The sequence below is a fragment of the Microbulbifer sp. VAAF005 genome (assembly GCF_030012985.1).
Taxonomy (GTDB): Bacteria; Pseudomonadota; Gammaproteobacteria; order Pseudomonadales; family Cellvibrionaceae; genus Microbulbifer.
The window spans coordinates 2570980-2596431 of the sequence record NZ_CP120233.1 but is presented as its reverse complement, the minus strand read 5'-3'; the positions used below and the strand labels follow the sequence as shown (position 1 = coordinate 2596431).

General features: G+C 50.0%; 21 protein-coding genes, 1 tRNA gene and 1 pseudogene. 8 read left to right on the top strand and 15 right to left on the bottom strand.

Features of this window, described 5'->3' with window-relative positions; all coding sequences use genetic code 11:
* The first annotated feature begins 2 nt into the window (after positions 1-2).
* The gene (locus P0078_RS11530; RefSeq protein WP_282934473.1) at positions 3-347 is read left to right on the top strand and encodes a hypothetical protein; all 345 of its coding nucleotides are present in this window, start codon (positions 3-5) and stop codon (positions 345-347) included.
* The gene (locus P0078_RS11525) at positions 295-2484 is read left to right on the top strand and encodes a TniB family NTP-binding protein (RefSeq protein WP_282934472.1); all 2190 of its coding nucleotides are present in this window, start codon (positions 295-297) and stop codon (positions 2482-2484) included. Before P0078_RS11530 ends, P0078_RS11525 begins: the two co-directional genes overlap by 53 nt.
* Positions 2485-2657: 173 nt before the next feature.
* On the opposite strand, the gene P0078_RS11520 is transcribed toward P0078_RS11525, so the two are convergent.
* From P0078_RS11520 to rpsU, 6 genes are all read right to left on the bottom strand, one after another.
* Positions 2658-2734: transfer RNA gene (locus P0078_RS11520), tRNA-Ile, on the bottom strand.
* A 285-nt stretch (positions 2735-3019) separates the two neighbouring features.
* Complete coding sequence (locus P0078_RS11515) at positions 3020-3439, bottom strand: diacylglycerol kinase (RefSeq protein WP_282934471.1); 420 nt, start codon at positions 3437-3439, stop codon at positions 3020-3022.
* Between the two features lie 90 nt (positions 3440-3529).
* The gene (rpoD, locus tag P0078_RS11510) at positions 3530-5392 is read right to left on the bottom strand and encodes an RNA polymerase sigma factor RpoD (protein WP_282934470.1); all 1863 of its coding nucleotides are present in this window, start codon (positions 5390-5392) and stop codon (positions 3530-3532) included.
* A 195-nt stretch (positions 5393-5587) separates the two neighbouring features.
* Complete coding sequence (gene dnaG / locus P0078_RS11505; protein WP_282934469.1) at positions 5588-7552, bottom strand: DNA primase; 1965 nt, start codon at positions 7550-7552, stop codon at positions 5588-5590.
* Between the two features lie 15 nt (positions 7553-7567).
* A complete protein-coding gene (locus P0078_RS11500; protein WP_108731584.1) occupies positions 7568-8014 on the bottom strand; it encodes a GatB/YqeY domain-containing protein in 447 nt (148 codons plus the stop codon).
* A gap of 197 nt (positions 8015-8211) precedes the next feature.
* Entirely contained in the window at positions 8212-8427 is a 216-nt protein-coding gene (gene rpsU, locus P0078_RS11495) for a 30S ribosomal protein S21 (RefSeq protein WP_020411530.1), read from the bottom strand.
* A gap of 173 nt (positions 8428-8600) precedes the next feature.
* On the opposite strand from rpsU, the gene tsaD reads away from it, so the two are divergent.
* Genes tsaD through folK form a run of 3 tightly spaced genes read left to right on the top strand, consistent with a single transcriptional unit; the run spans position 8601 to position 10563 of the window.
* Entirely contained in the window at positions 8601-9635 is a 1035-nt protein-coding gene (tsaD, locus tag P0078_RS11490; protein ID WP_282934468.1) for a tRNA (adenosine(37)-N6)-threonylcarbamoyltransferase complex transferase subunit TsaD, read from the top strand.
* A 44-nt stretch (positions 9636-9679) separates the two neighbouring features.
* Entirely contained in the window at positions 9680-10069 is a 390-nt protein-coding gene (gene folB, locus P0078_RS11485; RefSeq protein ID WP_282934467.1) for a dihydroneopterin aldolase, read from the top strand.
* 2 nt (positions 10070-10071) lie between these two features.
* A complete protein-coding gene (folK, locus tag P0078_RS11480; RefSeq protein ID WP_282934466.1) occupies positions 10072-10563 on the top strand; it encodes a 2-amino-4-hydroxy-6-hydroxymethyldihydropteridine diphosphokinase in 492 nt (163 codons plus the stop codon).
* 69 nt (positions 10564-10632) lie between these two features.
* Here the strand turns inward: folK and P0078_RS11475 are convergent, their stop codons facing one another.
* A complete protein-coding gene (locus tag P0078_RS11475) occupies positions 10633-11745 on the bottom strand; it encodes an NADH:flavin oxidoreductase (RefSeq protein WP_282934465.1) in 1113 nt (370 codons plus the stop codon).
* Positions 11746-11893: 148 nt separating this feature from the next.
* Here P0078_RS11475 and P0078_RS11470 point away from each other — a divergent pair, with 148 nt between their 5' ends.
* The gene (locus tag P0078_RS11470; protein WP_282934464.1) at positions 11894-12355 is read left to right on the top strand and encodes a winged helix-turn-helix transcriptional regulator; all 462 of its coding nucleotides are present in this window, start codon (positions 11894-11896) and stop codon (positions 12353-12355) included.
* A gap of 21 nt (positions 12356-12376) precedes the next feature.
* On the opposite strand, the gene P0078_RS11465 is transcribed toward P0078_RS11470, so the two are convergent.
* The 5 genes from P0078_RS11465 to P0078_RS11445 form a co-directional block, all read right to left on the bottom strand.
* Complete coding sequence (locus tag P0078_RS11465) at positions 12377-13435, bottom strand: type 1 glutamine amidotransferase domain-containing protein (RefSeq protein WP_282934463.1); 1059 nt, start codon at positions 13433-13435, stop codon at positions 12377-12379.
* Between the two features lie 202 nt (positions 13436-13637).
* The gene (locus P0078_RS11460) at positions 13638-14885 is read right to left on the bottom strand and encodes a sensor histidine kinase (RefSeq protein WP_282934462.1); all 1248 of its coding nucleotides are present in this window, start codon (positions 14883-14885) and stop codon (positions 13638-13640) included.
* Complete coding sequence (locus tag P0078_RS11455; RefSeq protein ID WP_282934461.1) at positions 14869-15564, bottom strand: response regulator transcription factor; 696 nt, start codon at positions 15562-15564, stop codon at positions 14869-14871. Before P0078_RS11455 ends, P0078_RS11460 begins: the two co-directional genes overlap by 17 nt.
* A 108-nt stretch (positions 15565-15672) precedes the next feature.
* The gene (locus P0078_RS11450) at positions 15673-16410 is read right to left on the bottom strand and encodes a pteridine reductase (protein WP_353057061.1); all 738 of its coding nucleotides are present in this window, start codon (positions 16408-16410) and stop codon (positions 15673-15675) included.
* Positions 16394-17614, bottom strand: a complete 1221-nt coding sequence (locus tag P0078_RS11445; RefSeq protein ID WP_282934459.1) for a multifunctional CCA addition/repair protein — start codon at positions 17612-17614, stop codon at positions 16394-16396. The genes P0078_RS11450 and P0078_RS11445 overlap by 17 nt, the downstream gene beginning before the upstream one ends.
* Positions 17615-18145: 531 nt before the next feature.
* Between P0078_RS11445 and P0078_RS11440 the strand changes: the two genes are divergently transcribed.
* Entirely contained in the window at positions 18146-18718 is a 573-nt protein-coding gene (locus P0078_RS11440) for a helix-turn-helix domain-containing protein (RefSeq protein WP_282934458.1), read from the top strand.
* Positions 18719-18794: 76 nt separating this feature from the next.
* Here P0078_RS11440 and P0078_RS11435 read toward each other — a convergent pair whose 3' ends face one another.
* The 3 genes and pseudogenes from P0078_RS11435 to P0078_RS11425 all read right to left on the bottom strand — a co-directional run bounded on the left by P0078_RS11435 (position 18795) and on the right by P0078_RS11425 (position 23820).
* The gene (locus tag P0078_RS11435) at positions 18795-20384 is read right to left on the bottom strand and encodes a SpoVR family protein (RefSeq protein ID WP_282934457.1); all 1590 of its coding nucleotides are present in this window, start codon (positions 20382-20384) and stop codon (positions 18795-18797) included.
* Positions 20384-21660, bottom strand: a pseudogene (locus P0078_RS11430) (YeaH/YhbH family protein). The gene P0078_RS11435 and the pseudogene P0078_RS11430 overlap by 1 nt, the downstream one beginning before the upstream one ends.
* A 237-nt stretch (positions 21661-21897) precedes the next feature.
* Complete coding sequence (locus P0078_RS11425) at positions 21898-23820, bottom strand: PrkA family serine protein kinase (protein ID WP_282934456.1); 1923 nt, start codon at positions 23818-23820, stop codon at positions 21898-21900.
* Positions 23821-24170: 350 nt separating this feature from the next.
* On the opposite strand from P0078_RS11425, the gene galE reads away from it, so the two are divergent.
* The gene (galE, locus tag P0078_RS11420; protein WP_282934455.1) at positions 24171-25199 is read left to right on the top strand and encodes a UDP-glucose 4-epimerase GalE; all 1029 of its coding nucleotides are present in this window, start codon (positions 24171-24173) and stop codon (positions 25197-25199) included.
* Positions 25200-25452: the final 253 nt, after the last annotated feature.

The following is a 25452-nucleotide window of genomic DNA, read 5'->3' as shown; positions in this document are numbered from 1 at the left end:
ATATGTGGCATCCAAGTGCGAAATTTCCAGAAAGCTTGAAGAATGCTAGTGGCATGGAAAAGATTGAATACTTTAAATCAGGCTTTTTCATGAAGCATGATGCTGTTAATTGTGCATATGAGCATCTTCAGGAACTTTTTTTCGACTCATTGGAAAAGGATGTTGTTCTAGTTCAAGGGCCAACAGGTGTTGGAAAAACATGCCTTTCTGAATATTTAATGCGAGAAGCCTATAAGAATGTAGATGTAATTAATGAGCAGGTGAATGAATTGCCAATGATCTATGTTGAGGCTGATGTCTTGGGGGAGCAAGTTTTCTTGGAAAGATTTCTATTCAGAGCTTCTTAATGCGATGGGTGAATTACAAAACATAAAGATATACGGTCACCCAAAAATTGAAGGTTCTAATATTGGGAGGAAGTACCTTTCTCAAAATAGAAATGAAATATCCCTGAAAAGAGACTTTCTCTCCAGGGTTCGAGACTACGGTGTAAAGTACATCATTGTAGATGAAGTCCAGCATATCTTTAAATATGGTGGGCAGTCTGGAGAAAAAAATATGGATATACTCAAAGGCATCTCTAACAGAAGCGGTTGTAGGTTCGTAGGTCTAGGGACCTATGAGATTTCTTTTTCTTTAGAAATGAGTGATCAATTAGCTCGGCGAGTGGGGATTATGGATTACCCTGCCTACTCGATAAGACGACCGGGAGATGTTGCTAAATTTAGTTCGGCTTATTCAGGGCTGCTAGCTTATATGCCGATCATGATGGAGCCAAGTCTTATTAAGAATGCTAAGGCTGTTTTCATAGGGAGTTGTGGGTGTATTGGGATTTTAAAAGAATGGTTAGGCAGAGCATTAAATATGGCTTTGAAGGATAAAGACAAAGTCCTTTCTATCAAGCATCTGGATAAAACAAGACTGAAAAATAGTCAAATAAAAACTATTGCGGAAGCTATTCGAGAGGGTGAAGCCTTCTTTAGGCAGCCGGGTGATGATGAAATTTGGGATATCTTAGGTGGGAAGCCAGAGAAAAAAGAAACAGCAAGCCTAACTCCTCTAGGGGCAAGAATCCAGGGCAGCGCTCTCCTACAAGAGATAAGGTGGGCTGAGATGAGAGTAATCCCTTTCTTAAATCACAGGATTACACCGTTCCCTATAAGAATTCACGAGGGAGTCGAGGCGGAGTCAAATGTTTCATTAATGGCAAGAATTTCCTGGAAATATCGAATGCACCCATCGAAATTTATATCAGATGTTGTTTTGCAGAATAATGCTTCACATGGTATAGGTCTTGGTCGAGATGTAGCTAATTTTTGCAATTCATTAACAGCTAAATCTGCAACAGTCACGAATCGCTTGGAGACTATTACAGGAAAGAGTATTTATTGGCCGTCATCCTTTGTCTACTTAAGTGATATTTTAGACAGGATGGCACATGGGTTTATTGCCAAGGAAAAGAAGTGGTGTGCCCAATGTTATCGTGAATCAATGGCAATAAAACGTCCTGAATCTGAGGCGAAAGTTGCCGATGAACTTTATTGGTCTCTCGCGATTTCCCAGTATTGCGCAAAGCACCTTTGCAGCCTCTCTTATTGCTGTGGGGTTTGTTATCAGCGTCAACCATTTATATCAAATAAATATGAGCCTGGTTTTTGCCATTACTGTGGCACCTCTCTCACGAAAGCACCTCATATCATTTGCGACTTAGATGGCCATAGCCAAGCTGAAGCAGAGAGCTATCTAGCAAGAATGGATATTTTTATACCGGGAGCAACTGAAATTTCTCAGTTTGATTTAAAGATACTATCCAGAAATTTAAGGGGTCTTGTAGATAAAGGGGGAGCTGATGGGCTAAATACTTTAGCAGAGTGTTTTGGGATAAATAATATGACACTTAAAGACTGGTGTTCTTATAAGCATGGTGTTTCAGTTGAGTCTTTGGCAAAAATAGTCGACGGGCTTCAGTTGCCTAGAATGAGTCTTTTATTTGGTAGGCTGGAGGATCTTCTGCAGTCCGTGGGGTACCTGACAAAGCAGTTTAACTTTAATGTTAAAAAGGACTTACGGGTACACTTGCCAGATATTTCACGATATCTAAATGAGACTTTGGCTGGAAAGAGGGAGCCGGAGGCTAGATCTGAAATTGCTAAGAAATTTGGGGTTAGTACAGGAATGCTTGAAAACGCCTTTCGGGAAGAGTTGAAGAGTGTTTCCAAACTGTATGAAAAGTTGAAAATGGATCGCCGCAAACGTATCAAGAGCTCGCTGCAGTATAAAATGAACTTGGCAGTTCAACGTTGTGCTTCAAAAAAACGCCCGTTGGACTGGCCTCATATTATGGCGGAACTTAAGTCTACTGATTTTCAGGGGACATCCCAAAGGCAGTTAAACCTAGCTAAAGAGAAAGCGATTAAAAGGTATAGTGAAAGTACACGAAGGGGCTGCTCCAAGAATGTACCAAAGCAATCCCGTAAAACATGACAACTTATGGGGTATTTAGTGAAAGGTGAACTTTTATTTAGGAACCATAAGCTGTCACACAGGCGTAACTGCTTGAATTTCTGTGAGATGTTAGGTGATAGTTACCATAAGATGTCGTATTGCGACAACTTATCGTTACACTCACATCACAACGTATTGTGAACATAAGAAGGTGGTGGGCCCTCCGGGACTCGAACCCAGGACCTGCCGATTATGAGTCGGATGCTCTAACCAACTGAGCTAAGGGCCCACACATTGCTTGCGAGGATCGTTGCAAGCGGTTGGGAAAAATACAAGATTTTCCCTTGCAAATCAATGCCTTTGTTAGCGCTCAAGGCTGATATGGGCAAATTCAAGAAATCTTCTTTCCCTGTTGCTCAAGCTTTCGCCAACAACTGAATCTTTATGGGGTAGACCTCCACCTTATGAAAGCTGCCAAACACCTTAACTGGTTCGATAGTCTTAACTAGAAGCTGTAATTGGTACAGCTGTCTTGTTTATGTGAAATGGAGGTCAAAATCCCATACTAAAGTATTTAAATCGGCAGTTTGGGGATAAGAATACAGCACCAAACCAGGAATGCAGCGAAGAGGGCGACGGCCACGGCGGCGGAGCCTGTGTCTTTGGCAATCTTGGCCAGCGGGTGTTTCTCGGGACCGATGCGGTCCACGGTCGCCTCAATAGCGCTGTTGATAAGTTCGATTGGGAGGACAAACATCACGGCTGCAATCAATATGGCGCGTTCAGTAGGTGTCTCCCCGGCCCAGAGTGCGAGAGGCACCATTAGGCAGGCGGCAATCACTTCCTGGCGAAAAGCTTCCTCATTGCGCCATGCAGCGACGAGCCCCTGACTGGAGTAGCTAGTGGCAGCCAGGAGGCGCGCAAACCCTTTCTTGCCGGGCTTGTTGGCAAGCTCTTCAGATTTTTCCTGCTTATTCGCCATTTCTTTTTGCATGCTTATCTCCTGCTTTCACTAAGCCTGCGCGGGGAGGTCATCTTTATGTCACAAAAAAAAGCCCGGTTGAACCGGGCTTTAGTCTAGCGCTTACTCGTCGAGGAAGCTGCGTAAATGCTCCGACCTGGAGGGGTGTCGCAGTTTGCGCAATGCTTTCGCTTCGATCTGACGGATACGCTCGCGGGTTACGTCAAACTGTTTGCCCACCTCTTCCAGAGTGTGGTCGGTATTCATATCAATACCGAAACGCATACGCAGTACCTTGGCTTCACGGGCGGTGAGGCCGGAGAGCACAGAGCGGGTAGCGTCGTGCAGGCCAGTTTGTGTGGCGGTATCCACCGGCGAGGATTGGTTTTGGTCCTCGATAAAGTCACCCAGGTGGGAGTCTTCGTCGTCGCCGATGGGCGTCTCCATGGAGATCGGCTCTTTGGCGATCTTGAGGACTTTGCGCACCTTGTCTTCCGGCATTTCCATGCGCTCGCCCAGTTCTTCCGGGGTGGGTTCGCGACCCATTTCCTGCAGCATCTGGCGGCTGATACGGTTGAGCTTGTTGATGGTCTCAATCATATGCACCGGGATACGGATGGTGCGGGCCTGGTCCGCAATAGAGCGGGTAATGGCCTGGCGAATCCACCAGGTGGCATAAGTGGAGAATTTGTAACCGCGGCGGTATTCGAACTTATCCACAGCCTTCATCAAGCCGATGTTGCCCTCCTGGATCAGGTCCAGGAATTGCAGGCCGCGGTTGGTGTACTTCTTGGCGATAGAGATAACCAGGCGCAGGTTGGCTTCGACCATCTCTTTCTTGGCGCGGCGTGAACGGGCCTCGCCAATGGACATACGGCGGTTGATCTCTTTGATCTGGCCCACTTCCAACTTGGCGCGCTCCTGGAACTGAGCCAGTTTGCGCTGGGCGCGAACAACTTCGTCTACGACGTGGCGCAGGGCATCGGAGTAATCGCGCTTTTTCTTGATGATTGCGGGGATCCAATCATCATTGGTTTCGTTGCCGGGGAATTCCTTGATAAAGGTCTTGCGCGGCATGCGGGCGCGTTTGATACACATGGCCATAACCACGCGTTCTTGCTCGCGTACGCTGTCGAGTACGTAACGAACTTCACCATAGAGTGGTTCGAACTGGCGGGGAGCCAGTTTAAAGAAGCGGAATACATCGCCAACGGCTTCGAGCGCCTGGCCAGCTTCTTTGGAGTCGCGGCCGTGGGCGGCGATGGCTTCGTCGGCAGCTTTCTGTGCGGCGATCAGCGCGTTCATGCGCTCGGCGAGCTCTTCGGGGTCGATACCGCCGGTAGCTTCCTCTTCCTCGTCGCTGCTGTCGTCATCGCTGTCGTCGTCATCATCATCGGAATCTGATGACTCCGGCGCGCTGGCAGCGGCGGTGGCTTGGCCGGCCTGGGCTCCGGGCGGAACCTCGTCGGCGGGGTCGAGCCAACCGGAGATAATATCGGGGATGCGGCGCTCTTCTTTCTCGATCAGAGCGTACTCATCGATGATCTGCTGCACTGCACCCGGCCAGTAGGCCAGGGCGGCCATCAGTTCGCGCAGGCCCTCTTCGATACGCTTGGCAATGGCGATCTCGCCTTCGCGCGTGAGCAGCTCTACGGTGCCCATTTCGCGCATATACATGCGTACTGGATCGGTGGTTCGGCCTACGTCGGACTCTACGGCTGCCAGGGCAGCGGCAGCTTCGGCTGCGGCGATTTCATCAGCGGAGCTGTCGCCTTCAGCCATCAACAACTCTTCGGCATCTGGTGCGGTTTCAAACACCTTGATGCCCATGTCGTTGATCATGCCAATAATGTCTTCCACCTGATCCGGATCGGAAATATCTTCCGGTAGGTGGTCATTTACCTCGGCATAGGTCAGATAGCCCTGCTCTTTACCGCGGGCGATCAGTTCCTTAATGCGGGACTGTTGCTGGGTTTTGTCGGTCATGCACAACCCTGAATTCTGGGAATGAAAATACGGGACAAAGACGCGGGATTATAGCGTATTTGCACTAGCAATAACCACTCTAGCTGTCAAGTAACGGCATAGGTGCGATGTTTAGGGTGCTGGGGTTCCCGATCCCGCCCGGCGGGGTGAGTGAATATAGTGCTGAGCCCGCAGTTTTCAAGGGGTTGGCGCTTATTAATTCTGCTTTTTTCGCCAATTGGCTAATAGAGCCAGTTGTTCTTCGGGGCTCAACTGGGCGCTGTTCCTGAGTTGATCGAGTAAATCGCGGTTGCGCTGTTTGTCTGCAGCTTGTTTCAGGCGCAGCAGACAGTCGTTAAATTCGGTGTGCGGATCGTATTCCAGGTTGCTGTCATCCTGGGCGAGTTGCCGCGCGACCGATACCAGTGGAGAAATAGCGAGCTTGGCCAGGGTATCGCAAGATTCTGCGCTGTGGTGTGCACGCCAGTGGCCGATCAATTGATAGAAATTTAATTGGGGGCGGCTTTTGTACAGTTCTACCAGCTGGATGAACAATGCCAGGTCTGCATTGCCCTCGATGGGGAATTGCTGTGGATTTTCGATTTGTGCTGCCAGCTCCGGGTGGTGCAATAGCAGGGCGATCAGCATGCGCTCTGGCGGCAGGAGATATTGGCTCTGGCGGCGCGGACTGTCGTAACTCGGTGCTGCACTTTCGCTGAAGTTGCTTTCGCGCTGCCAGGGTTCCGGCGGTGTGCGGTGCTCCAGCTCCTCGTGAGGGGAGGGTGCTAGGTTTGGCTCTCCTGGTGCAGCTGTAGGTTGCGGGTGGGGCTGCTGCGGCGTGCGAGCTTTTTCTGTACGGATAACCTCTTGCAGGGTTTCCTTATCGAGCCCGGTGCGCGAGGCCAGTTGTTGGAACATCAGCTGGCGGTAGACGCCATCGGGCAGCAGGTCCAACAGTGGGGCGGCGAGTTTGGATAGACGCGCGCGGCCATCCATGGTCTGTAAGTTGATATCTTCGCTGAGTAAGTCGAAGAGAAAATCTTCCAGCGGTAGGGACTGCTCCTTAATTAACTGCTGGAAACGTTCACCGCCTAGTTGGCGTACCAGGGTGTCCGGGTCCTCGCCTTCCGGCAGCAGCAGGAAGCGCAGGCTGCGCCCGTCCTGCATCTGCGGCAGGGCCGACTCCAGAGCGCGGCGGGCGGCAGCGCGGCCGGCGCGGTCGCCGTCGAAGCAAAACAGCAGTTCCGTGGTGTGGCGGAAGGCGAGTTGAATGTGGTCTTCGCCACAAGCGGTGCCCAGGGTGGCGACGGCGCAGCGGATATCGAACTGGGCCAGGGCCACCACATCCATATAGCCTTCAACCACAATCAGGCGCTCTAAATTGCGGTTGGCCTGGCGCGCTTCCCACAGGCCGTAGAGTTCGCGGCTCTTGTGGAAAATCGGGGTTTCCGGGGAGTTCAGGTACTTGGGTTTATCGTCGCCCAGTACCCGCCCGCCAAAGGCGATGGCGCGCCCGCGCTGGTCGCGGATCGGGAAAATAATACGGTTGCGGAAGCGGTCGTAGTGATGGCGCGCGTTGGGCTTGGTGTTGCCATCACTGTCCTGGCGGCGAATGGCCAGGCCTGCCAATTCCAGTTGATCCGCTTTCTCGGGGGTATCGGCTAATGCATTGAGCAGGTTGTCCCAGCCCGGGGGCGCAAGGCCGATACCAAAGTCGCGGGCAATCTCACCGGAGAGGCCACGATTGCGCAGGTAGGCCACCGCATTGCCTGCGGCGGGGTTATTGCGGAGCTGTTCACGGTAGTAGTCGGCGGCTTTCTCTGTGAGCTGGTAGAGAGATTGACTCTCCCGCTGGCGCTTTTCTTGCCCCGGTGCCAGTTGTTCCCTGGGAACTTCCAGTCCACGGGTGGCCGCGAGTTTTTCCACCGCTTCTGGGAAGGGCAGGCGGTCGTACTCCATGAGGAAGCCGATGGCATTGCCATTGGCGCCGCAGCCGAAACAGTAATAAAACTGCTTGTCCGCACTCACGGTAAACGATGGGGTTTTCTCGTCGTGGAAGGGGCAGCAGGCAGAGTAGTTTTTGCCGGTTTTACGCAGCTTGACCCGGCTGTCCACCAGCTCGACGATATCTGCCCTTGCGAGCAGATCGTCGATAAAGTGCTGGGGTATCTTGCCGGGCATGGGGATTCGCTCAGCTTAGGCCAGTTGGGCCTTCACCAGTTTGCTCACCGCGCCCATATCTGCACGGCCCTGCACCTGGGGTTTAACCTGGGCGATGACTTTGCCCATATCCGCCATGCTGTTGGCACCGGTGTCTTTGACGGCGGAGGCAACGATATCGGTGATCTCAGCTTCGCTCAGCTGCTTCGGCAGGAATTCCTGGATAACTTCAATTTCAGCCTGCTCTACTGCTGCCAGTTCAGCCCGTCCAGCTTTCTCGTACTGGGTAATGGAGTCGCGGCGCTGCTTGGTCATTTTGTCCAGCAGGGCGAGGATGCGGGCGTCATCCAGGTCGATGCGCTCGTCGACTTCAACGCGTTTGATCTCGGCGTTGATCAGGCGCAGGGTGGCCAGGCGCTCTTTGTCTCGCGCTTTCATTGCGTCTTTAGTGGCTTGAGTCAGGGTTTCCTTGAGAGTGCTCATAGTGAGTGTTCCGGGATTGTTGGCAATGAATTTTGGATCAGGGGCTTAGGATAGCTTGTCTGCTGGGCGGGGGAAATGCGTTAGCCCAAACGAAAAACGGCGCGCGAGTATGGCTCGCACGCCGTTCTTTATAGCTCCGCTACGGGCTAAGCCCGTCCGGCCGCCTCGCTGCGACAGGCTTATGCAGCCTGCGGCTCTTAGTAGAGACGCTGGAACTTGCGGTTTTCGCGCTGAAGCTTTTTAGCGTGACGCTTTACAGCGGCAGCAGCTTTGCGCTTACGAACAGCGGTGGGCTTCTCGTAGAACTCGCGACGACGTACTTCAGACAGTACGCCTGCTTTTTCACAGGAGCGCTTGAAACGGCGCAGGGCGATATCGAAAGGTTCGTTGTCTTTGATTCGTACAGAGGGCATTAGGATACCTGTTAAAATTCGTTTCTCTCGGCCATTCCGGCAATGCTCTCGCAGTTGCATCCGGTGGCCGGTTCACAGCGAGGGCGCAAATTCTAAACACTCCTATACGGGATCGCAACCCCATTTTCCAGTATGATAACCGCCCCTCGAAGAAGTCACGAGAATGAAATCAAGTGCGCGTCCTTGGTATAGAAACTTCCTGCGATGAAACTGGCGTCGCTATTTACGATTCTGAGTCCGGTTTGCTCAGCCATGCCCTGTTCAGTCAAGTGGACCTGCATGCCGATTATGGCGGTGTAGTCCCCGAGCTGGCGAGCCGCGATCATGTGCGCAAACTCTTGCCGCTGATTCGACAGGTAATGAAGAAGGCCGAGACCAGCCCTTCAGACCTCAATGGTATCGCCTATACCGCGGGCCCCGGTCTGGTGGGGGCGCTGATGGTCGGGGCCTGCGCGGCCCGTGCACTGGCCTATGGCTGGGATATCCCGGCGGTGGCGGTGCACCATATGGAAGGCCACCTGCTGGCCCCAATGCTGGAGGATAATCCGCCCGCCTTTCCTTTTGTGGCCCTGCTGGTTTCCGGCGGACACACCCAGCTGGTGGAGGTGCGGGGGCTCGGCGATTACGAATTGATGGGTGAATCCCTGGATGACGCTGCCGGCGAGGCCTTTGATAAGGCCGCCAAAATGCTCGACCTGGATTATCCCGGTGGCCCGCGTTTGGCTGCCCTGGCGGAGAAAGGAGACCCCAAACGTTTTACTTTCCCACGTCCTATGACTGATCGACCGGGCTTGGATTTCAGTTTTTCAGGTCTTAAAACCTTCACCCTGACGACGGTGCGCAAGCACGCCCTGGAGGATGGTTTACCGGACGAGCAGACTTGCGCAGATATTGCTGCGGCTTTCCAGGAGGCGGTAGTGGATACCCTGGTGATTAAATGTCGTCGCGCTATTAAGGCTTCCGGCTATAAAACCCTGGTGATTGCCGGTGGAGTTTCCGCAAATAAATTATTGCGTGAGCGTTTGGAAACGAGCCTGCGAAAGGATAACGCCAGCGTCTACTATCCCCGCCATGAATTCTGTACTGATAACGGCGCCATGATCGCCTATGCCGGTAGTTTACGTTTAAAAGCTGGAGAGCAGACGAGCCTTGCGGTGGATGTGCGCCCGCGCTGGCCTATGACAGAATTGCCCAAGACCGAACTTTAAAAATCCCAGGGCTAGCCTGGCAGTAAAAAGAAAAGAGCCGATAGATGGATATTGTTTATATACGGGATTTAAAGGTGAATACCATTATTGGTATTTATGATTGGGAGCGGGAAGTGCGCCAGACGGTGAGCCTCGATCTGGAGATGGCTTTCGATATCAGTGAGGCGGCGCGTACAGACAATATCGAGCACACACTTAACTATAAAGCGGTGGCCAAGCGCTTGATCGCTTTTATTGAAAGCAGTGAGTTCCTGCTGGTGGAAACCATGGCAGAGCAGGCTGCGGCAATTGTCAGGGAAGAGTTTTCTGTAAGCTGGCTGCGACTGCGCTTGTCCAAGCCGGGTGCGGTCAGAGGGTCCAGGGATGTGGGTGTCATTATTGAGCGCGGCGAGAGGCCGGCAAAAGGTGCAGCAGCGATGTCTGCGGGAGTGTAAACGTGGCTCAGGTGTATCTCAGCCTCGGCAGTAATATCAATCGTGCGCAATATATCCGCGCAGCGCTGGATGCCCTGGCAGGGCGGTTTGGCGAGTTACAGGTGTCCCGGGTCTTCGAAAGTGAAGCGGTGGGTTTCCAAGGCGATAATTTTTACAACCTGGTGGTTGGGCTGCAAACTGACTTGCCGGTAGGTCAACTGGCCCTGTGTCTGCGCGGCATTGAAGATGCCAATGGCCGCCTGCGCTCCGGGCCCAAGTTCAGTGCACGAACCCTGGATATTGATATTCTCACCTATGATCACCTGACCGGAACTGTCGACGGGGTAAAATTGCCTAGAGGTGAGATTGTAAAAAATGCCTTTGTTTTACAGCCTCTGGCAGAGATAGCTCCAGAAGTATTGCATCCGGTTGAGCAGAAAACTTATCGTCAGCTGTGGAATGAGTACGATCAGGATTCGCAAAAATTATGGCCGGTAGAATTTATTTGGCCGTGATTCCAATAAATTTTTAAAAAATGTAGATAAAAAAGCAGCCCTTTGCGGCTGCTTTTTTATTAGGAATAATTAACTTAGGCTCATTAGCGCTTCTTTGGTGAACGGAGTGATTTCCTCCGCGCGATCTTCACGCACCTTGGCGAACCAGTGTGGGTCTTGTAATAGCGCGCGGCCAACGGCAATCAGGTCGAACTCCTGGTTATCCATACGGCGAGTTAGTTCGCCTAAATCGGTAGGATTAGCGGTACCGCCCATACCCTGGTTATTGCCGCCGATAAAATCATCGTCAAGGCCGACACTGCCGACAGAAATTACCGGTTTTCCAGTCAGTTCCTTGGTCCAGCCTGCCAGATTGAGATCGGAGCCTTCGAACTCCGGCACCCAGAAGCGCCTTGTCGAGGCGTGGAAAATATCAACGCCGGCTTCAACCAGCGGTGTCAGGAAGCGTTTCAGTTCTTCCGGGTTTTGCGCCAACTTGGCTTCGTAATCCTGCTGCTTCCATTGGGAGTAGCGTAGCACTATGGCGAAATCTTCGCCTACGGCTTCACGTACCGCTTTGATAATTTCCACTGCAAAGCGGGTGCGATTTTCGATCGAGCCACCGTACTCGTCATCGCGTTGGTTGGTACCTTCCCAGAAAAACTGGTCGATCAGGTAGCCGTGGGCGCCGTGAATCTCTACACCGTCAAACCCAATTTCCTTGGCTGCTTTGGCTGCGTCTGCAAAAGCTTGTATAACTTCCTGGATGTCCTCTTTGCTCATCGCCTGGCCATTGGGCTTGCCGGGTTTGAACAGGCCTGAGGGGGAGTAGCCGGGCACTGATTTATCCGGGCCTATGCCCTCTTTGCGCACGGAGCCTACGTGCCATAACTGCGGGATAATCTGGCCACCGGCAGCGTGTACTTCGTCTACCACTTTTTTCCAGCCGGCGAGAGCGGCCTCACCGTAGATTGCCGGTACATTCTCGTAACCGTTTGCGGCTTTATGATTAACGAAGGTGCCTTCGGTAATAATCAGTCCCACTTCACCTTCAGCTCGGCGGCGGTAATAGCCGGCCACTTGGTCATTGGCTGCATAGCCCGGTGACATAGTGCGGGTCATGGGGGCCATTGCGACCCGGTTGCGCAGCTTTAGGGATTTATGCTCGAAAGGACGCAGTAGGTTGTCCAGGGAACCACTCATATTTCTCTCCTGAATGTCTCGATTCAACACTGGGACTCACTGGTCCCACTAGGTCACAATTAAAACGGTTGCGTTATAAAACCTTATTTTGGTGGTGAGTTCAATATCTGGTTTCGTATTGCAACTTTTTTGCCGGTATACTAGGGGTATGTCACGTAAACGCTTTGATGATCTTGATTGCTCCCTGGCTTGCGCCCTAAATGAGGTGGGGGACTGGTGGTCCCTGCTGATAATTAAGCAGGCAATGCTGGGTACCCGCCGTTTTGTGGATTTCCAAAGAAACCTGGGAATTGCCAAAAATATCCTTGTGGATCGGTTATCACGTCTGGTGGATAACGAGGTGTTGGTACGCTTTGATGCGGGTGAACACGGCACTCGCTACGAGTACCGCTTAACGGAAAAAGGTCGGGACCTGTTTACGGTGGTAATCGCTTTGCGCCAGTGGAATCTGCGCTGGAACGGCAATAAAGATGGGATGCATCTGGTCGATAAAAACAGTGGTGAGCCTATCTCCGAAGTTGCTGTGCAGAATGCCCAGGGACAAAAACTTAGCATTCGCGATGTATTATTTGTGGATGAAAATGGCCAGCCCCTAGAGCAGGCTGGCTAGCTGGATTTTTGAGGGACTCTATCAATCCTGGCTCTTGGATAGCAGTCTGATTATGTCCAGAGCCCTGCCCGGCTCCCAACGCATAACAGAGACAACGCCGTGCATGGCCAGTAGGCGCTGGTCTATTTCCCCTTTCTCCTGCAGCTTGTGTAATTTCTCTGTGGCCTCGGTAAAGCCGCGCTGCTCATAAGTGAGTAGTAATCTGACGGTCTGCTCCGCCGGAGTGACTTGGCGTGGAACTGGGGTATAGCCCATCGCGCTTACCATACTCTCAGCCGCCAGCCAGGTGGACCAGGGGTTTTGCCCGGTAATAAGCTGGCCATCCACGCTGACTTGTTCCAGGTAAGTGGGCCCAGCCTGAAAAAGCGCGCCTTGCTCACGTAAGCGATCCTCAAGCAGGAATGGAAATCGTTGCTCGGCGTCAGGGATAAGAAAAAGCTCCTCTTCGTTAGTAAAAGCACTGATCTGCCGATCGGCGATTAAGGGCTTGCCATTATCCAGAGTGACATTGGCAAGGGCTGCTGGCCCGTGGCATACCGCTCCGATAATTTTGCCGCTGTTATAGATTTCCCGCACCAGGGACTGGATATGGGGATTGTCGGGGAAATCGAACATGGTGCCTTTACCGCCGACAAAAAATACGGCCTGGTAATCCTCTGCTGAAACCTGATCGATAGGAATACTGTTGTTGACCTTTTGTTGTGCCTCTGGGTCATTGAGAAAGGCATAGTCGAAAGGCCCCAGATCATCTTTATCGATCACCGCAGGCGGTTTGCCGCCTTTGGGACTGGCAATATCGACAATAAATCCGTTAGCTGAAAAAATGTAATAGGGGCGTGCCAGTTCAGTTAATTCATAACCAGTTGCCTTGCCACTATCTCCCATCGTTTCAGTACTGGTGACAACAGCTAAGATTTTTCCTCGGCTTTCCCTGGGTAATTGTTGTAAATACGGCAGGTCACTTACTGTCGTAGTGGAAAAGTCCTGCTCTTGGGGTGGAATTAGGCTCTTAATCCAAATAATAAAACCAAAAAATACGGACAAAGTCAGTGCCAGGGAAATAACAATTTTCTTCAACATATTAATCTCCAAAATTGCAGTAGCAGACGGAAAATCTTCTAGTGAGTTCGTAGGAGAATAAGGGATGGAAGGTGAAATTCAGGTGAGATTGTAATTGCTATTTAGGAAGAAAGAAAAAGCTGCACTCGAGATCGTATAAGGTATGGATGCCGATTCACTGTGCATCTCGAGCGCATACGGTAAAAATTTGAATCTTAGAACGCTACTGTGTAAAAGATAGAGCGCACTGATAAATATTTTTTTTACACTGGATAGAGATGGTCCAATTTAAGGCTTCACAGATTCTCTTGGCCAGGAAAAGGCCTTGACCAATGCCGTCACTGCCTTCCCTCTTTTGGCCGGGTAAGAGGGAGGTTTCTAGATCTAATTGGTTGTCTGTGGCGTTCTCAAAAAAGAGTGTGTCCCCCTTATAGGTAATAACCAATTCAGGGCTGGTAGCGTGCTGTAATGCATTGCTGATCAAGTTGTCGAAGAGCAGACTTACCAGGTGTCGATTGGCCAGGACTCTGACTTTGTGCCCTAACTTTAAATCAACATTAAAATGCTTTTGTACAATTAACTGGTGTTGAGCTAAAAGACGTTCCTCTAGTAAAGCGCACAATGGGATATCTTCCGACTGTAGAGACTCAGAGCGGGCGAGGGCTAATAGTGTCTTAACGGTTTTTTCCATACCGGTAACAGTTTCTAATAGCTCATTTTTCTCAGCTAAAGTCATTTCCCGATTTTGACTGAGAGCCAGTGTGCTTTTCAGAATGGTTAGCCCGGTGCGCAACTCATGGCTCGTATCCCGGGTAAACTCAGTTTCCCTGCGCAATGTTAGCTTGAGCTGGTTAAGTGTATCTTGCAACGTACTTGCAAGATAACCGATTTCATCTTGTTCATTGTTATAGGGCAGGGAAATTTGAGAATCGCAGTTTCTCTGCTGCTGAACTGCTTTAGCAAGGGTTACTACAGGAGCGATGGTTTTACGGGAAATACGAAAAGCACAATAGAGGGCTAAGAGTAGGGTCAAGATACAGGCGCTGGCAAAGAGCCAGAGAAGCTTTGAAGATTGTCGGGTAACAGTGAGCAATTCACTGACTTCAGCTACGAGAACGGCGGAATGGTTGTCCGGAAAATGTACTCTGCGTAAATGGAAGTGATGTTCAGTATCACTAAACCACTCAGCCTTTTCCGCATAGCTTGGTAAGGCAGTGCGCAGTTCGGCCGGTATTATTTTGTTTTCAGTGTATAGCGTTAAATAGGGTAGGCGTGGCTCTGGGGTCGTATTAGTCAGTCTTGCCTGCTGTTCGAGGTAGCGGACTTCTCCGGCCAATAAGTTATCGAGTAAATGGTCTTCAACTACATAGGCCACCATCATACAAATGGCAAAAAACACCAAGCAAAGTAGCAGGGTAAAACTGCCAAAAATAGCGAAGACCTTCCTCTGTAAATTACTGGTTTCGCGCATTGGGAGTTTCCAACTGATAACCGAGATTGGTGATGGTTTTCAACATAGGGGCCTGGAAAGGCTTATCCAGTGTTTGGCGAAGACTATAAATGTGGGATTTTAAGGCGTCTGTTTCTGGGGGTTCATCACCCCAAATATGGTGGATTATTGCCGAGCGGCTTACTGGTGCTGGCGACGCCTGGGCGAGCATAGTGAGAATGCGAAAACCGATAGTTGTCAGGGGCAGAGGTTGTTTATCCCGGTAGGCCGTTTGCTGGCGCTGGTTTATCTGTAAATCACCGACCTTAATTTCTTCACTGGTATGCAGCTGGTGTCTGCGGGCCAGGGCGCGGCATCTCAGTATTAGTTCCCTTGGTTCGAAGGGCTTACATAAATAGTCATCGGCACCGATACCAAATCCGCGTTCTTTATCTGCGAGAGCATCTCGGGCAGTTAACATCAGAATTGGCATGTTAACTGGCGCTTGTGCCTTGATCTTTTCGCAGACCTCTAAGCCGTCCATATCCGGCAGGCCCAGGTCGAGAATAATCAGGTCGAAGATTTGTTCCAGGGCCAGCTGTAAGCCCTGGCGACCCCGGTGGGCATAATCTATCTGCCAGCCCTCAGCATGTAGGAATTCGGCAAGCTGGCGGGCGATAGTGGGGTTATCTTCAATCAACAATATCTTCAGTGAGCGCACCGGCAAATCTCTTGTGGCAGAGGAAGTTACAAAACATTCTGACAGAGTGCCGGTGAAATTGAAGTGAAGCCCCGTTGTTGGACTGTTTTAGATATTGGTTGGACTGCTCTAGATATTGAGGTTGCGGCCGCCGTCAACGGCAATAACCTGACCGTTGATATAGGGGGCATCACAGGCAAGGAAGCGCACGGTCTTGGCGATATCACTGGGGTCACCGGTTCGGGCCAAAGGAATGCGCTGGGTGATTTGTGCTTTCTTGGCTTCGTTAGTTGCCTCTTGCTCTGGCCAAAGAATGGCACCGGGGGCGACTGCATTGACCCGGACCTGGGGAGACAGCTCCAGAGCGAGGCTTTTTGTCAGCATTACCAGCCCAGCCTTGGCGGCGCAGTAGATAGTATGCTTGGGCATTGGGCGCTCGGCGTGAATATCCGCCATATTAACAACGCAACCCAGCTGTTGGCTGAGTGTTTCTTTCAGGGCCTGAGTGAGAAAGAAGGGGGCTTTGAGGTTGCTGCCTACCAGCCGATCCCAGTCCTCCTCGGTCGCATTTCCCACAGATGTGGGGTGAAATGCTGAGGCATTGTTGACCAGAACATCAATACCGCCCCAGGCCTCTTGTGCACGTTGGGCCAGATTGGAACAGGCTTCGGCGCTATTCAACTCACTGTGCAACGCTATGGCAGAGTTGGGACGACGTTGGTTCAGCTCGTTTGCCAGGGCCTTGGCAGCATCAGCCGAGTTGCGATAGTGAATAACAACTCTGTGATCTCTATGTAGTTCTTCAGCAATAGCACGACCCAGGCGTGCAGCGGCACCGGTAATTAGCACATTACGCAATGTAGTCATCCTTTACTTTGGCGATTGCCTTGATGCGCTCCCGGTCCAGTGCTTGCCCGAGTTTCGCACCCTGGTAGCCCTGTTTAATCAACTCCTCAGCAGTTAATGCCGCTGCCCCATTTCGAGCGGCGCGCAAAAAGTCCACCTGTGGATAATCTCGATTCTCCAGTCCTTCACGACCTCGGGCATCAGCCTCACAGGCGCGAAGAAAGTTTTCAAATCGCTCGGGACGTCGCAAGGCATCCAGACTGCGGATCATCTTCATAATGGTCTGTGGGCGCAATTCGAAGGCTCTGTGGCAATGCAGGTGATATTCGCAGACCCCGACAGCTAGTGCTGTCAGGTCTTTTGGGGTACGCCAGCGCTCACAGACGGCCTTTACAAGAGGTACGCCTGCGGCCTCGTGGCCGTGGTGGCTGGGGAGAATCTCCTCGGGAGTCAGTCCTTTGCCCAGGTCGTGTAGCAGTACTGCAAAACGCAATGGGAGCTCTGCCGGTGAGGCGCGCAGGGCTAGTAGTACGTGTTCTCCAGTGTCCACTTCGGGATGGTGTTTGGGCGGCTGAGGAACACCAAACAAATTCTCTAACTCTGGTAAAAGTACTGATAGGGCGCCGCAGTCTCGCAGTACCCGAATAAAAATATCGGGGTCTGGCTCGGTAAGTGCCCGGCTTACCTCTTTCCAGACCCTCTCGGCCACCAGATATTCCACTTCACCCGCTTCTACCATCTGGCGCATGAGTATCATGGTCTCAGGGGCAACGCTAAAGCCAAGGTGATGGTAGCGGGCGGCAAAGCGGGCTACTCGCAGTACTCTTAAGGGGTCTTCGGCAAACGCAGGAGAAACATGGCGCAAAAGCCGTGCCTCCAGATCTTTCTGCCCGCCGTAGGGGTCTATTAGCTTGCCGTCGATGTCTTCTGCAATGGCATTAATAGTGAGGTCTCGCCGCAGGAGATCCTCTTCCAGAGTGATATTGGCATCGGCGTTAACGGTAAAACCGCCATAGCCGTGGCCGCTCTTTCTTTCAGTTCGAGCGAGAGCGTATTCTTCTCCGGTCTCAGGGTGTAGGAATACTGGAAAATCTTTGCCTACTGGGCTGTATCCGAGGTCCTGCATTCTATCTGCACTTGCTCCAACTACTACCCAGTCGCGCTCGGTGACTGGACGATTCAAAAGTCTGTCGCGCACTGCGCCGCCAACAAGGTAGATCTTCAAAACATTTGCTCCAGAGCTGGAGGGTCCAGTGATCTGATAGGTGATTGTACTGCCATAAGTCCATTTGTTCCGGCGTTGTTCCAGGTTTGTCTGCTGGACGGAGGATGAGCGGTAGGAGTGTAAGAAGCTTCGGCAAGATAAAAAAAGGCCCCGAAAAAACAAGGGGGCCCAGGGTCTTAGGGTATTCGCTTAGCAAACATTTCTCTGCCAACTGCGGGGTCTCTGACTTGAGGGCCACACCAGTGGGAGGGATCCCGTGACAAGTCCCGAGTCACGAATCTAGTGCCATTCTAAGAAACCTGTCATACCTGTCAACTATATCTATTAGTATTTTTTGAGGGGGTTGTTCTGCTGTTCGTTAATAAACTACATGGACCGAATTTCGGGCTGGGTTTGCAGCATTAAACAGCATAATTTATAGGGGCGGTTCAGCTGGGCAGGATAATTTCACGTGTAACTCTGTGGGGCAGAGGATGCTTTTGTGAAATAGAACTGTTCTTCTTTTAATCGCAGTTGTTGGGGAGAATAAAGATGAGCGAATTACATGTGCTAACCACCGGGGAAGCAGCCAGGTACTGCGGTGTTAACTTCCGAACGGTGATTCGCTGGATTGAGCGTGGGCAACTCAAGGCATACAAGCTTCCGGGGCGTGGTGATCACCGTATCTGTGTTGAGGACTTCGTGGGGTTTCTACGGGATAACTCAATGCCAGTTCCGAACGATTTGGCAGTTCCCAGTCGCAAAGTACTTTTATTAACGACCGATCCTGAGCTGACTTCAGGTGGACGCCAGGCGCTTCAACAAATGGGGTGTGAGGTTGAAGTGGCCGGTGATAGCTTTTCTGCCGGTATCCTGATGGCGAGTGCCAAGCCGGCATTGTTGGTGGTTGATACTGGACTGCTGGGGGAGAGTGGGTTTCAGGTGCTGGACTACCTCAGATCCCGCAGTGAATACTCGAACCTGAGTATTCTGGTTGTGCCCTCTGATGATGATGGGGAAAAAGCTCGTTGGCTGGATGCTGGCGCTGATGCCCTTTTGACTCACCGTTCTGAGCATGGTGAACTTTCTGCAAAGGCCAAACTTTTGTTGGAAGCTGATGCTTAAGTAGCAATCCAGCTATCAGGCATTAATTCCCCACTTCTGTACGGGGCTGGTATTTCAACAGTCCCCGTGCTGAAACCTAAATAGGTTTCGGTATCAACATAGATTCCTCTTCTCCATCTGGACGATCTCGGCCCTGCTCCGGGCAGTGGCAACTGGCTGTGATTTGATCCCCGTTCAAACTGTTCAGGTGAACATCGAAGCCCCAAAGCCGGTGAAGATGCCTTAATACCTCTGCTGTATCTTTACCGAGGGGGCGACGGCGGTGCTGTGTGTGATGTAGGGTCAGTGAACGGTCACCACGGGTATCTACTGAATATACCTGGATATTTGGTTCCCGATTGCCCAGGTTGTACTGGCCGGCAAGGTTCTCTCTTAACTGGCGATAACCGCTCTCATCGTGAATTGCGCTAACAATAATATCGTTCTCTTTATCGTTGTCGCTGATACAAAATAGTTTCATGTCTCGCATAACCTTGGGAGACAGGAATTGCAAAATAAAACTTTCATCCTTGAAGTCGCGCATAGCGAACTGGAGGGTTTCACGCCAATTGCTTCCAGCAATGTCTGGGAACCAGCGGCGATCCTCTTCAGTGGGACTTTCACAGATACGCCGTAAGTCAGTAAAAATACTGAAGCCTAGGGTATAGGGATTGATACCGCTGTAGTGAGGGCTGTCAAAAGAGGGTTGGTAGATAACATTGGTGTGGCTTTGTAGAAACTCCATCATAAAGCCTTCAGTCACCCGCCCGCGCTTGTACAGCTCGGTTAAGAGAGTGTAGTGCCAGAAGGTAGCCCAGCCCTCATTCATTACTTGGGTTTGCCGCTGTGGATAAAAGTATTGGGCCAGCTTACGTACAATACGCACCAGCTCCCGTTGCCAGTTTTCCAGTAGAGGGGCATTTTTCTCAACAAAGTACAGGATATTCTCCTGAGGCTCTTCGGGGAAACGTTTCTCCTTTGTCTCCTCTATACCGTCACCGAGTTTTGGGATGGTCCTCCATAAATCATTGAGCTGCCTCTGGCGGTACTCTTCTCGCTCTTGCTGTTGGCGTTCTTCCTCAATAGCCGAGATTGGGTAAGGGCGTTTATAGCGATCTACACCGTAGTTCATTAGGGCATGACAGGAGTCGAGAATGGCCTCGACTTCATCAAGCCCGTAGCGCTCTTCACAGCGGGAAATATAGTTTTTGGCAAAGATCAGATAGTCAATAATACTGCTGGCATCTGTCCAGGAGCGAAACAGATAATTCCCTTTAAAGAAAGAGTTGTGCCCATAGGAGGCGTGAGCAATCACCAAAGCCTGCATTGTCATGGTATTTTCTTCCATGAGGTAAGCGATGCAGGGATTAGAATTAATGACTATTTCATAAGCCAGCCCCATCAATCCGCGCTGGTAATTATTTTCCACGCTGATAAATTGCTTGCCAAAAGACCAGTGGTGATAACCCACAGGCATTCCTACCGAGGAGTAGGCATCCATCATCTGCTCAGAACAGATAACTTCAATCTGATTTGGGTAGGTATCTAACCCAAACTCTTCTGCCAGTGCGCCGATGGCGCGATCATATTCCTGGATTAATTCAAAAGTCCATTCTGAGCTGGTTGATATGGGCTGAGGCGACTCAGATTCAGATACCTCAGCGCCACTGGCAAATTTGTCGAGCATCAGGCAGTCACCTTTTGGCGGAACAGTTGCCGGAACACCGGATAAATATCCTGTACATCGACAATCTGCTCCATAGCAAAGTGATCGGGGAATAAAGTACGGACACTTTCATATTCTTCCCACAGGGCCTGGTGATCTCTGGGAGTAATTTCCACATAAGAGTAATACTGCACATGGGGCATAATATCGTCGATAAGGATTCGGTGGCAGGTACTGGAGTCGTCGTTCCAGTTATCACCATCTGAGGCCTGGGCTCCATAGATATTCCATTCGCTGGCGGGGTAGCGATCTCTCATAATACGTCGCATTAATTTGAGCGCGCTTGAGACAATGGTGCCGCCTGTTTCCCGTGAATAGAAAAACTCCTCTTCATCAACTTCTTTGGCGCTAGTGTGGTGTCGAATAAATACGACTTCCGTATATTCATAACTGCGCTGTAGGAACAAATATAAAAGTAAGAAGAAGCGTTTGGCCATATCCTTTGTGGCTTGGTTCATCGAGCCGGATACATCCATCAGGCAAAACATCACTGCCCTAGATCGAGGTTTTGGTTGTCGAATCAACAGGTTATATTTCAGATCGAAATCATCGAGGAAAGGGACTCGATTGATACGGCTGCGAAGTTCGGCGATTTGGTTTTTAAGAGCCTCAATTTTGCGCTGGTCTCGCAGAGCAGTATCTTTGTTTTCTTCTTGGGATAGGTCTTCCTCTAAGTTGCGCAGGTTTCTTCGCTTATTACTGGTCAAGGCGATACGTCTTGCATGGGCAGCCCTGAGTGAGCGAATCACATTAAGGCGGCCCGGAGTTCCTTCATTACTAATTCCGGCACGTACTATTTGAAAGGATTCGTTACCCGCGAGGCGTTGCTTTATCATGTTGGGCAGTTGCAGTCCTTCAAACATAAAGTCCAGAAACTCTTCTTGCGATATCTGGAAGACGAAATCGTCAACCCCTTCTCCACTATCGCTGGCACCACCGCCACTACCATCACCACCTCTCTGTCCTTGACGAGGAATGCGATCTCCAGCAGTAAATTGTTTGTTTCCAGGTAGAACCCGTTCTACATGCCCACCGCTACCGTGGGAAAAAAGGGGCTCACTGATATCCCGGGTTGGAATACTGATGCGCTCGCCTTTATCCATATCCATTATGGAGCGGCTATTCATAGCATCACCGACAGCTTTCTTAATGTGAGCCTTATAGCGCCTTAAGAATCGTTGCCGGTTAACTGTGCTTTTTTCTTTCCATTCAAGCGGCGGTCGATGATATAGCTCATATTTCTGCCTTTACTCCGAATAAAATACACTGGCAACTATCACCCAAATTTATTCAGAAATTTCCCTACTGGATTAGCCTAACTTAAGCACTGGTATCTTCACTATAACGAGCCTATGAAAGTCCAGCAGGGAAAATGCGGAATCGTTCAAAGGCTCCCTATAAGTTGATGATCTAATCTGTATTTGCGTTTGGCTTCCTCGTATTTCTCTGGCAATTTAAAGTTGGGTTAAAGTTGCTACTGCGATTTTCTTACGCGTAGATACCATTCAGATAACAATCGTACCTGTTTCTCGGTGTAGCCACGTTCGACCATACGTGCAACGAAATCTGCGTGTTTGCGCTTATCATCTGCCGAGGCCTTGGTGTTAAAGGAAATGACCGGTAGAAGGTCCTCCGTGTTCGAGAACATTTTCTTCTCAATAACCGCACGTAATTTTTCGTAGGATCTCCAGTCGGGATTTTTTCCTTGATTGTTAGCCCTTGCGCGAAGTACAAAATTAACTATTTCATTGCGGAAGTCTTTCGGGTTAGAAATTCCGGCGGGTTTTTCTGTTTTCTCTAACTCTTCATTCAGGGCTCCACGATCGAGAATTTCTCCTGTTTCTGGGTCACGGTATTCCTGATCCTGTATCCAAAAGTCGGCGTAAGTGACGTATCGATCAAACAGGTTTTGACCGTATTCAGCATAGGATTCCAGATAAGCGGTCTGAATTTCCTTGCCGATGAATTCAACATATCTAGGAGCCAAATATTCCTTGATAAACCCAAGATAGTTTTCTTGAACTTCTGGAGGAAATTGCTCCTGTTCTATTTGCTGCTCTAGAACATAGAGGAGATGGACAGGATTTGCTGCGACTTCAGTGGCATCGAAATTGAAAACTTTTGAGAGGATCTTGAAGGAGAAGCGGGTGGATAGTCCGTTCATACCCTCATCCACTCCAGCATTATCCCTGTATTCCTGGATGGTTTTTGCTTTGGGATCTGTATCTTTTAGGTTTTCGCCATCATAGATACGCATCTTTGAGTAAAGGCTGGAATTTTCAGGGTTTTTAATTCTCGATAAAACAGAGAACTGTGCCAGCATCCTAAGGGTGTCTGGAGCACAGGGTGCTTTTGATAAGGAGCTGTTTTCCAGTAATTTCTGGTAGATGCGGATTTCTTCTTGTACCCGCACACAGTAGGGAACCTTAACGATATAAATACGGTCTAGGAAAGCTTCATTATTGCGATTATTACGAAATGATTGCCATTCTGATTCATTAGAATGGGCAAGGATTGTACCGTTGAATGGAATTGATCCCAGTCCCTCTGTACTATTGTAATTTCCTTCTTGTGTTGCAGTTAGTAGGGGGTGAAGCACCTTGATAGGCGCCTTGAACATCTCGACAAATTCCATCAGTCCTTGGTTGGCCCTACATAGACTTCCGGAAAAACTGTAGGCATCGGGGTCATTCTGAGGGAAATCCTCAAGCTTGCGGATGTCAATCTTACCGACTAGGGAAGAAATATCCTGGTTATTTTCATCACCGGGTTCTGTCTTCGATATGGCAACTTGATCGAGGATAGAGGGACGAATTTTGACCACACGGAACTTACTAATGTCTCCTTTAAACTCATGTAGCCGTTTGACCGACCAGGGAGACATAATGGTGTTTACGTATCGACGCGCAATGCCGTAGTCCTCTTCAAGAATACGGCCATCTTCAGTGGGTGAGAAAAGACTTAATGGAGATTCAAAGACTGGCGAGCCTTTGATCGCGTAGATTGGGACCTGCTCCATTAAAGCTTTCAGCCGCTCTGCAAGGGATGATTTCCCGCCACCAACAGGACCCAATAGGTACAGGATTTGTTTCTTTTCCTCCAACCCTTGTGCAGCATGCCTGAAGAAAGAAACAATTTGCTCGATGGCTTCTTCCATTCCGTAGAATTCACTGAAGGCTTTGTAACGTTTAATAACCTTGTTACAGAAAATACGTGATAGGCGGGGGTCCCGTGAGGTGTCTACCAGTTCGGCCTCACCGATGGCCATCAACATTCTTTCGGCTGGCGACGCGTAGGCGCTGCGGTCCGTCTTGCACAGTTCCAGGTATTCCTGAATACTGAGTTCCTCGTCCTGGATAGATTCGTATCTTTCCAAGTAGTGATTAAAAATTGTCATGGTGTCTACCTCCCTGTAGCCTACCGGAATGAGCTCAGCTTCCTGCTTTCGTTAGGATGTCGTACGATCTTGGCTGCTATTTCTATGCGACCTTTCCAATTGGGTCGAGTGGTGCATGAGCTGAAAGTCCAGACCTTGTTTGGGATACGCTTGGCGTGAAGCACTATCGTTATTGCCGTTGTGAACCTTGTTTTTTGCCGGAGCTAGCGATGAATGCCTTCCAGCTTTTCCAGCATAGCTTTCCCTTTCACTCAGACAGTGGAATGTCCCTTATATAGGTTGAATTGAGCGGCTGTTTTACGTTTTACTACGACCCATATTGGGTATTAGAGAAAAATTGAGGAATGTAAATGGCGATTTTGGTGACTGGTGGTGCTGGTTATATTGGCAGTCATACTTGTATCGAGTTACTTGCTGCCGGTATTGAGCCTGTGGTTGTGGATAATCTATCGAATAGTAGTGAGGAGGCCCTGAGACGGGTTGAGTTAATTGGTGGCAAAGCTATCCCTTTTCACCATCTCGATATTAATGATAAGGAGGGGTTGCGAAAAGTATTCTCTGATCATGAGATTGACGCTGTAATTCACTTTGCCGGACTGAAAGCAGTTGGTGAGTCTGTTGCTCAGCCTCTGCGCTATTACCAGAATAATGTGGCTGGGACCCTGACTTTATGTGAGGTAATGGAGGAGTATGGGGTTCACCGCCTGATCTTTAGTTCCTCTGCGACGGTCTATGGTGATCCTGAAGCAGTACCAATTAAAGAAGACTTCCCTACTGGGGCAACCAATCCCTATGGGTCGAGTAAGTTGATCGTGGAAAACATGTTGCGGGACCTTTGCGCCGCGCCAAACAGCCAGTGGAAAGTGAGCTTGTTGCGTTATTTCAACCCGATTGGAGCTCATGAAAGCGGGACTATTGGTGAAGATCCCAGTGGCATCCCCAACAACTTGCTACCTTATGTTTCCCAAGTAGCTGTAGGTAGGCTGGAGCAATTGCAGGTTTTTGGTGGTGATTATGATACCGTCGATGGTACGGGCGTTCGGGATTATATTCATGTAGTGGATCTGGCTCGAGGGCATCTGGCTGCATTGAATTTGCTTTGTAAAGAAGAGGTTTCTGAGGGTTGCTATACCCATAACCTGGGTACAGGGCAGGGCAGCTCTGTTTTGCAAGTTGTACGCGCTTTCGAAAGTGTTAGCGGCAAGGAAATTCCCTACAATATCGCTCCGCGGAGAGCGGGCGATATTGCAGAGTGTTATGCAGATCCGGAACTGGCTGAGAAAGAGCTGGGCTGGAAAGCCGAGTACGATTTAGTTCGTATGGTGGAAGATACTTGGCGCTGGCAGCATAAGAACCCGAAAGGATATAGCGCTGAATAGATAAATACGCTAGGGGAAACCAGTAATCCTTTATTAGTTTCAGTTAATAGGAATTTCTCATTTAAGGTTTACAGCTCATTGCTTACTTAATCCTCCTGAATTACTGTAGGCAATGAGATTCCCGTAAGTTCTTTGGAAAAATGTAACTATAGTACTCATGAGTTAGGTGTTTACTCGGAGCTTAAGTCTTTATTTATATTAATGAGCTTGTGTCCCGCTTACTTATTTAGATTTTAATAAAAATATTTGTTGG

Coding starts and splice junctions, on each gene's coding strand:
- P0078_RS11515 (WP_282934471.1), bottom strand. CDS start 3,439: ATGCAAAAAGAAATGGCGAATAAGCAGGAAAAATCTGAAGAGCTTGCC.
- P0078_RS11440 (WP_282934458.1), top strand. CDS start 18,146: ATGAGCGAATTACATGTGCTAACCACCGGGGAAGCAGCCAGGTACTGC.
- P0078_RS11500 (WP_108731584.1), bottom strand. CDS start 8,014: ATGAGCACTCTCAAGGAAACCCTGACTCAAGCCACTAAAGACGCAATG.
- P0078_RS11525 (WP_282934472.1), top strand. CDS start 295: ATGTCTTGGGGGAGCAAGTTTTCTTGGAAAGATTTCTATTCAGAGCTT.
- galE (WP_282934455.1), top strand. CDS start 24,171: ATGGCGATTTTGGTGACTGGTGGTGCTGGTTATATTGGCAGTCATACT.
- P0078_RS11470 (WP_282934464.1), top strand. CDS start 11,894: ATGTCACGTAAACGCTTTGATGATCTTGATTGCTCCCTGGCTTGCGCC.
- P0078_RS11450 (WP_353057061.1), bottom strand. CDS start 16,410: ATGACTACATTGCGTAATGTGCTAATTACCGGTGCCGCTGCACGCCTG.
- dnaG (WP_282934469.1), bottom strand. CDS start 7,552: ATGCCCGGCAAGATACCCCAGCACTTTATCGACGATCTGCTCGCAAGG.
- P0078_RS11465 (WP_282934463.1), bottom strand. CDS start 13,435: ATGTTGAAGAAAATTGTTATTTCCCTGGCACTGACTTTGTCCGTATTT.
- rpoD (WP_282934470.1), bottom strand. CDS start 5,392: ATGACCGACAAAACCCAGCAACAGTCCCGCATTAAGGAACTGATCGCC.
- P0078_RS11530 (WP_282934473.1), top strand. CDS start 3: ATGTGGCATCCAAGTGCGAAATTTCCAGAAAGCTTGAAGAATGCTAGT.
- rpsU (WP_020411530.1), bottom strand. CDS start 8,427: ATGCCCTCTGTACGAATCAAAGACAACGAACCTTTCGATATCGCCCTG.
- folB (WP_282934467.1), top strand. CDS start 9,680: ATGGATATTGTTTATATACGGGATTTAAAGGTGAATACCATTATTGGT.
- P0078_RS11435 (WP_282934457.1), bottom strand. CDS start 20,384: ATGCTCGACAAATTTGCCAGTGGCGCTGAGGTATCTGAATCTGAGTCG.
- P0078_RS11460 (WP_282934462.1), bottom strand. CDS start 14,885: ATGCGCGAAACCAGTAATTTACAGAGGAAGGTCTTCGCTATTTTTGGC.
- P0078_RS11475 (WP_282934465.1), bottom strand. CDS start 11,745: ATGAGTGGTTCCCTGGACAACCTACTGCGTCCTTTCGAGCATAAATCC.
- P0078_RS11425 (WP_282934456.1), bottom strand. CDS start 23,820: ATGACAATTTTTAATCACTACTTGGAAAGATACGAATCTATCCAGGAC.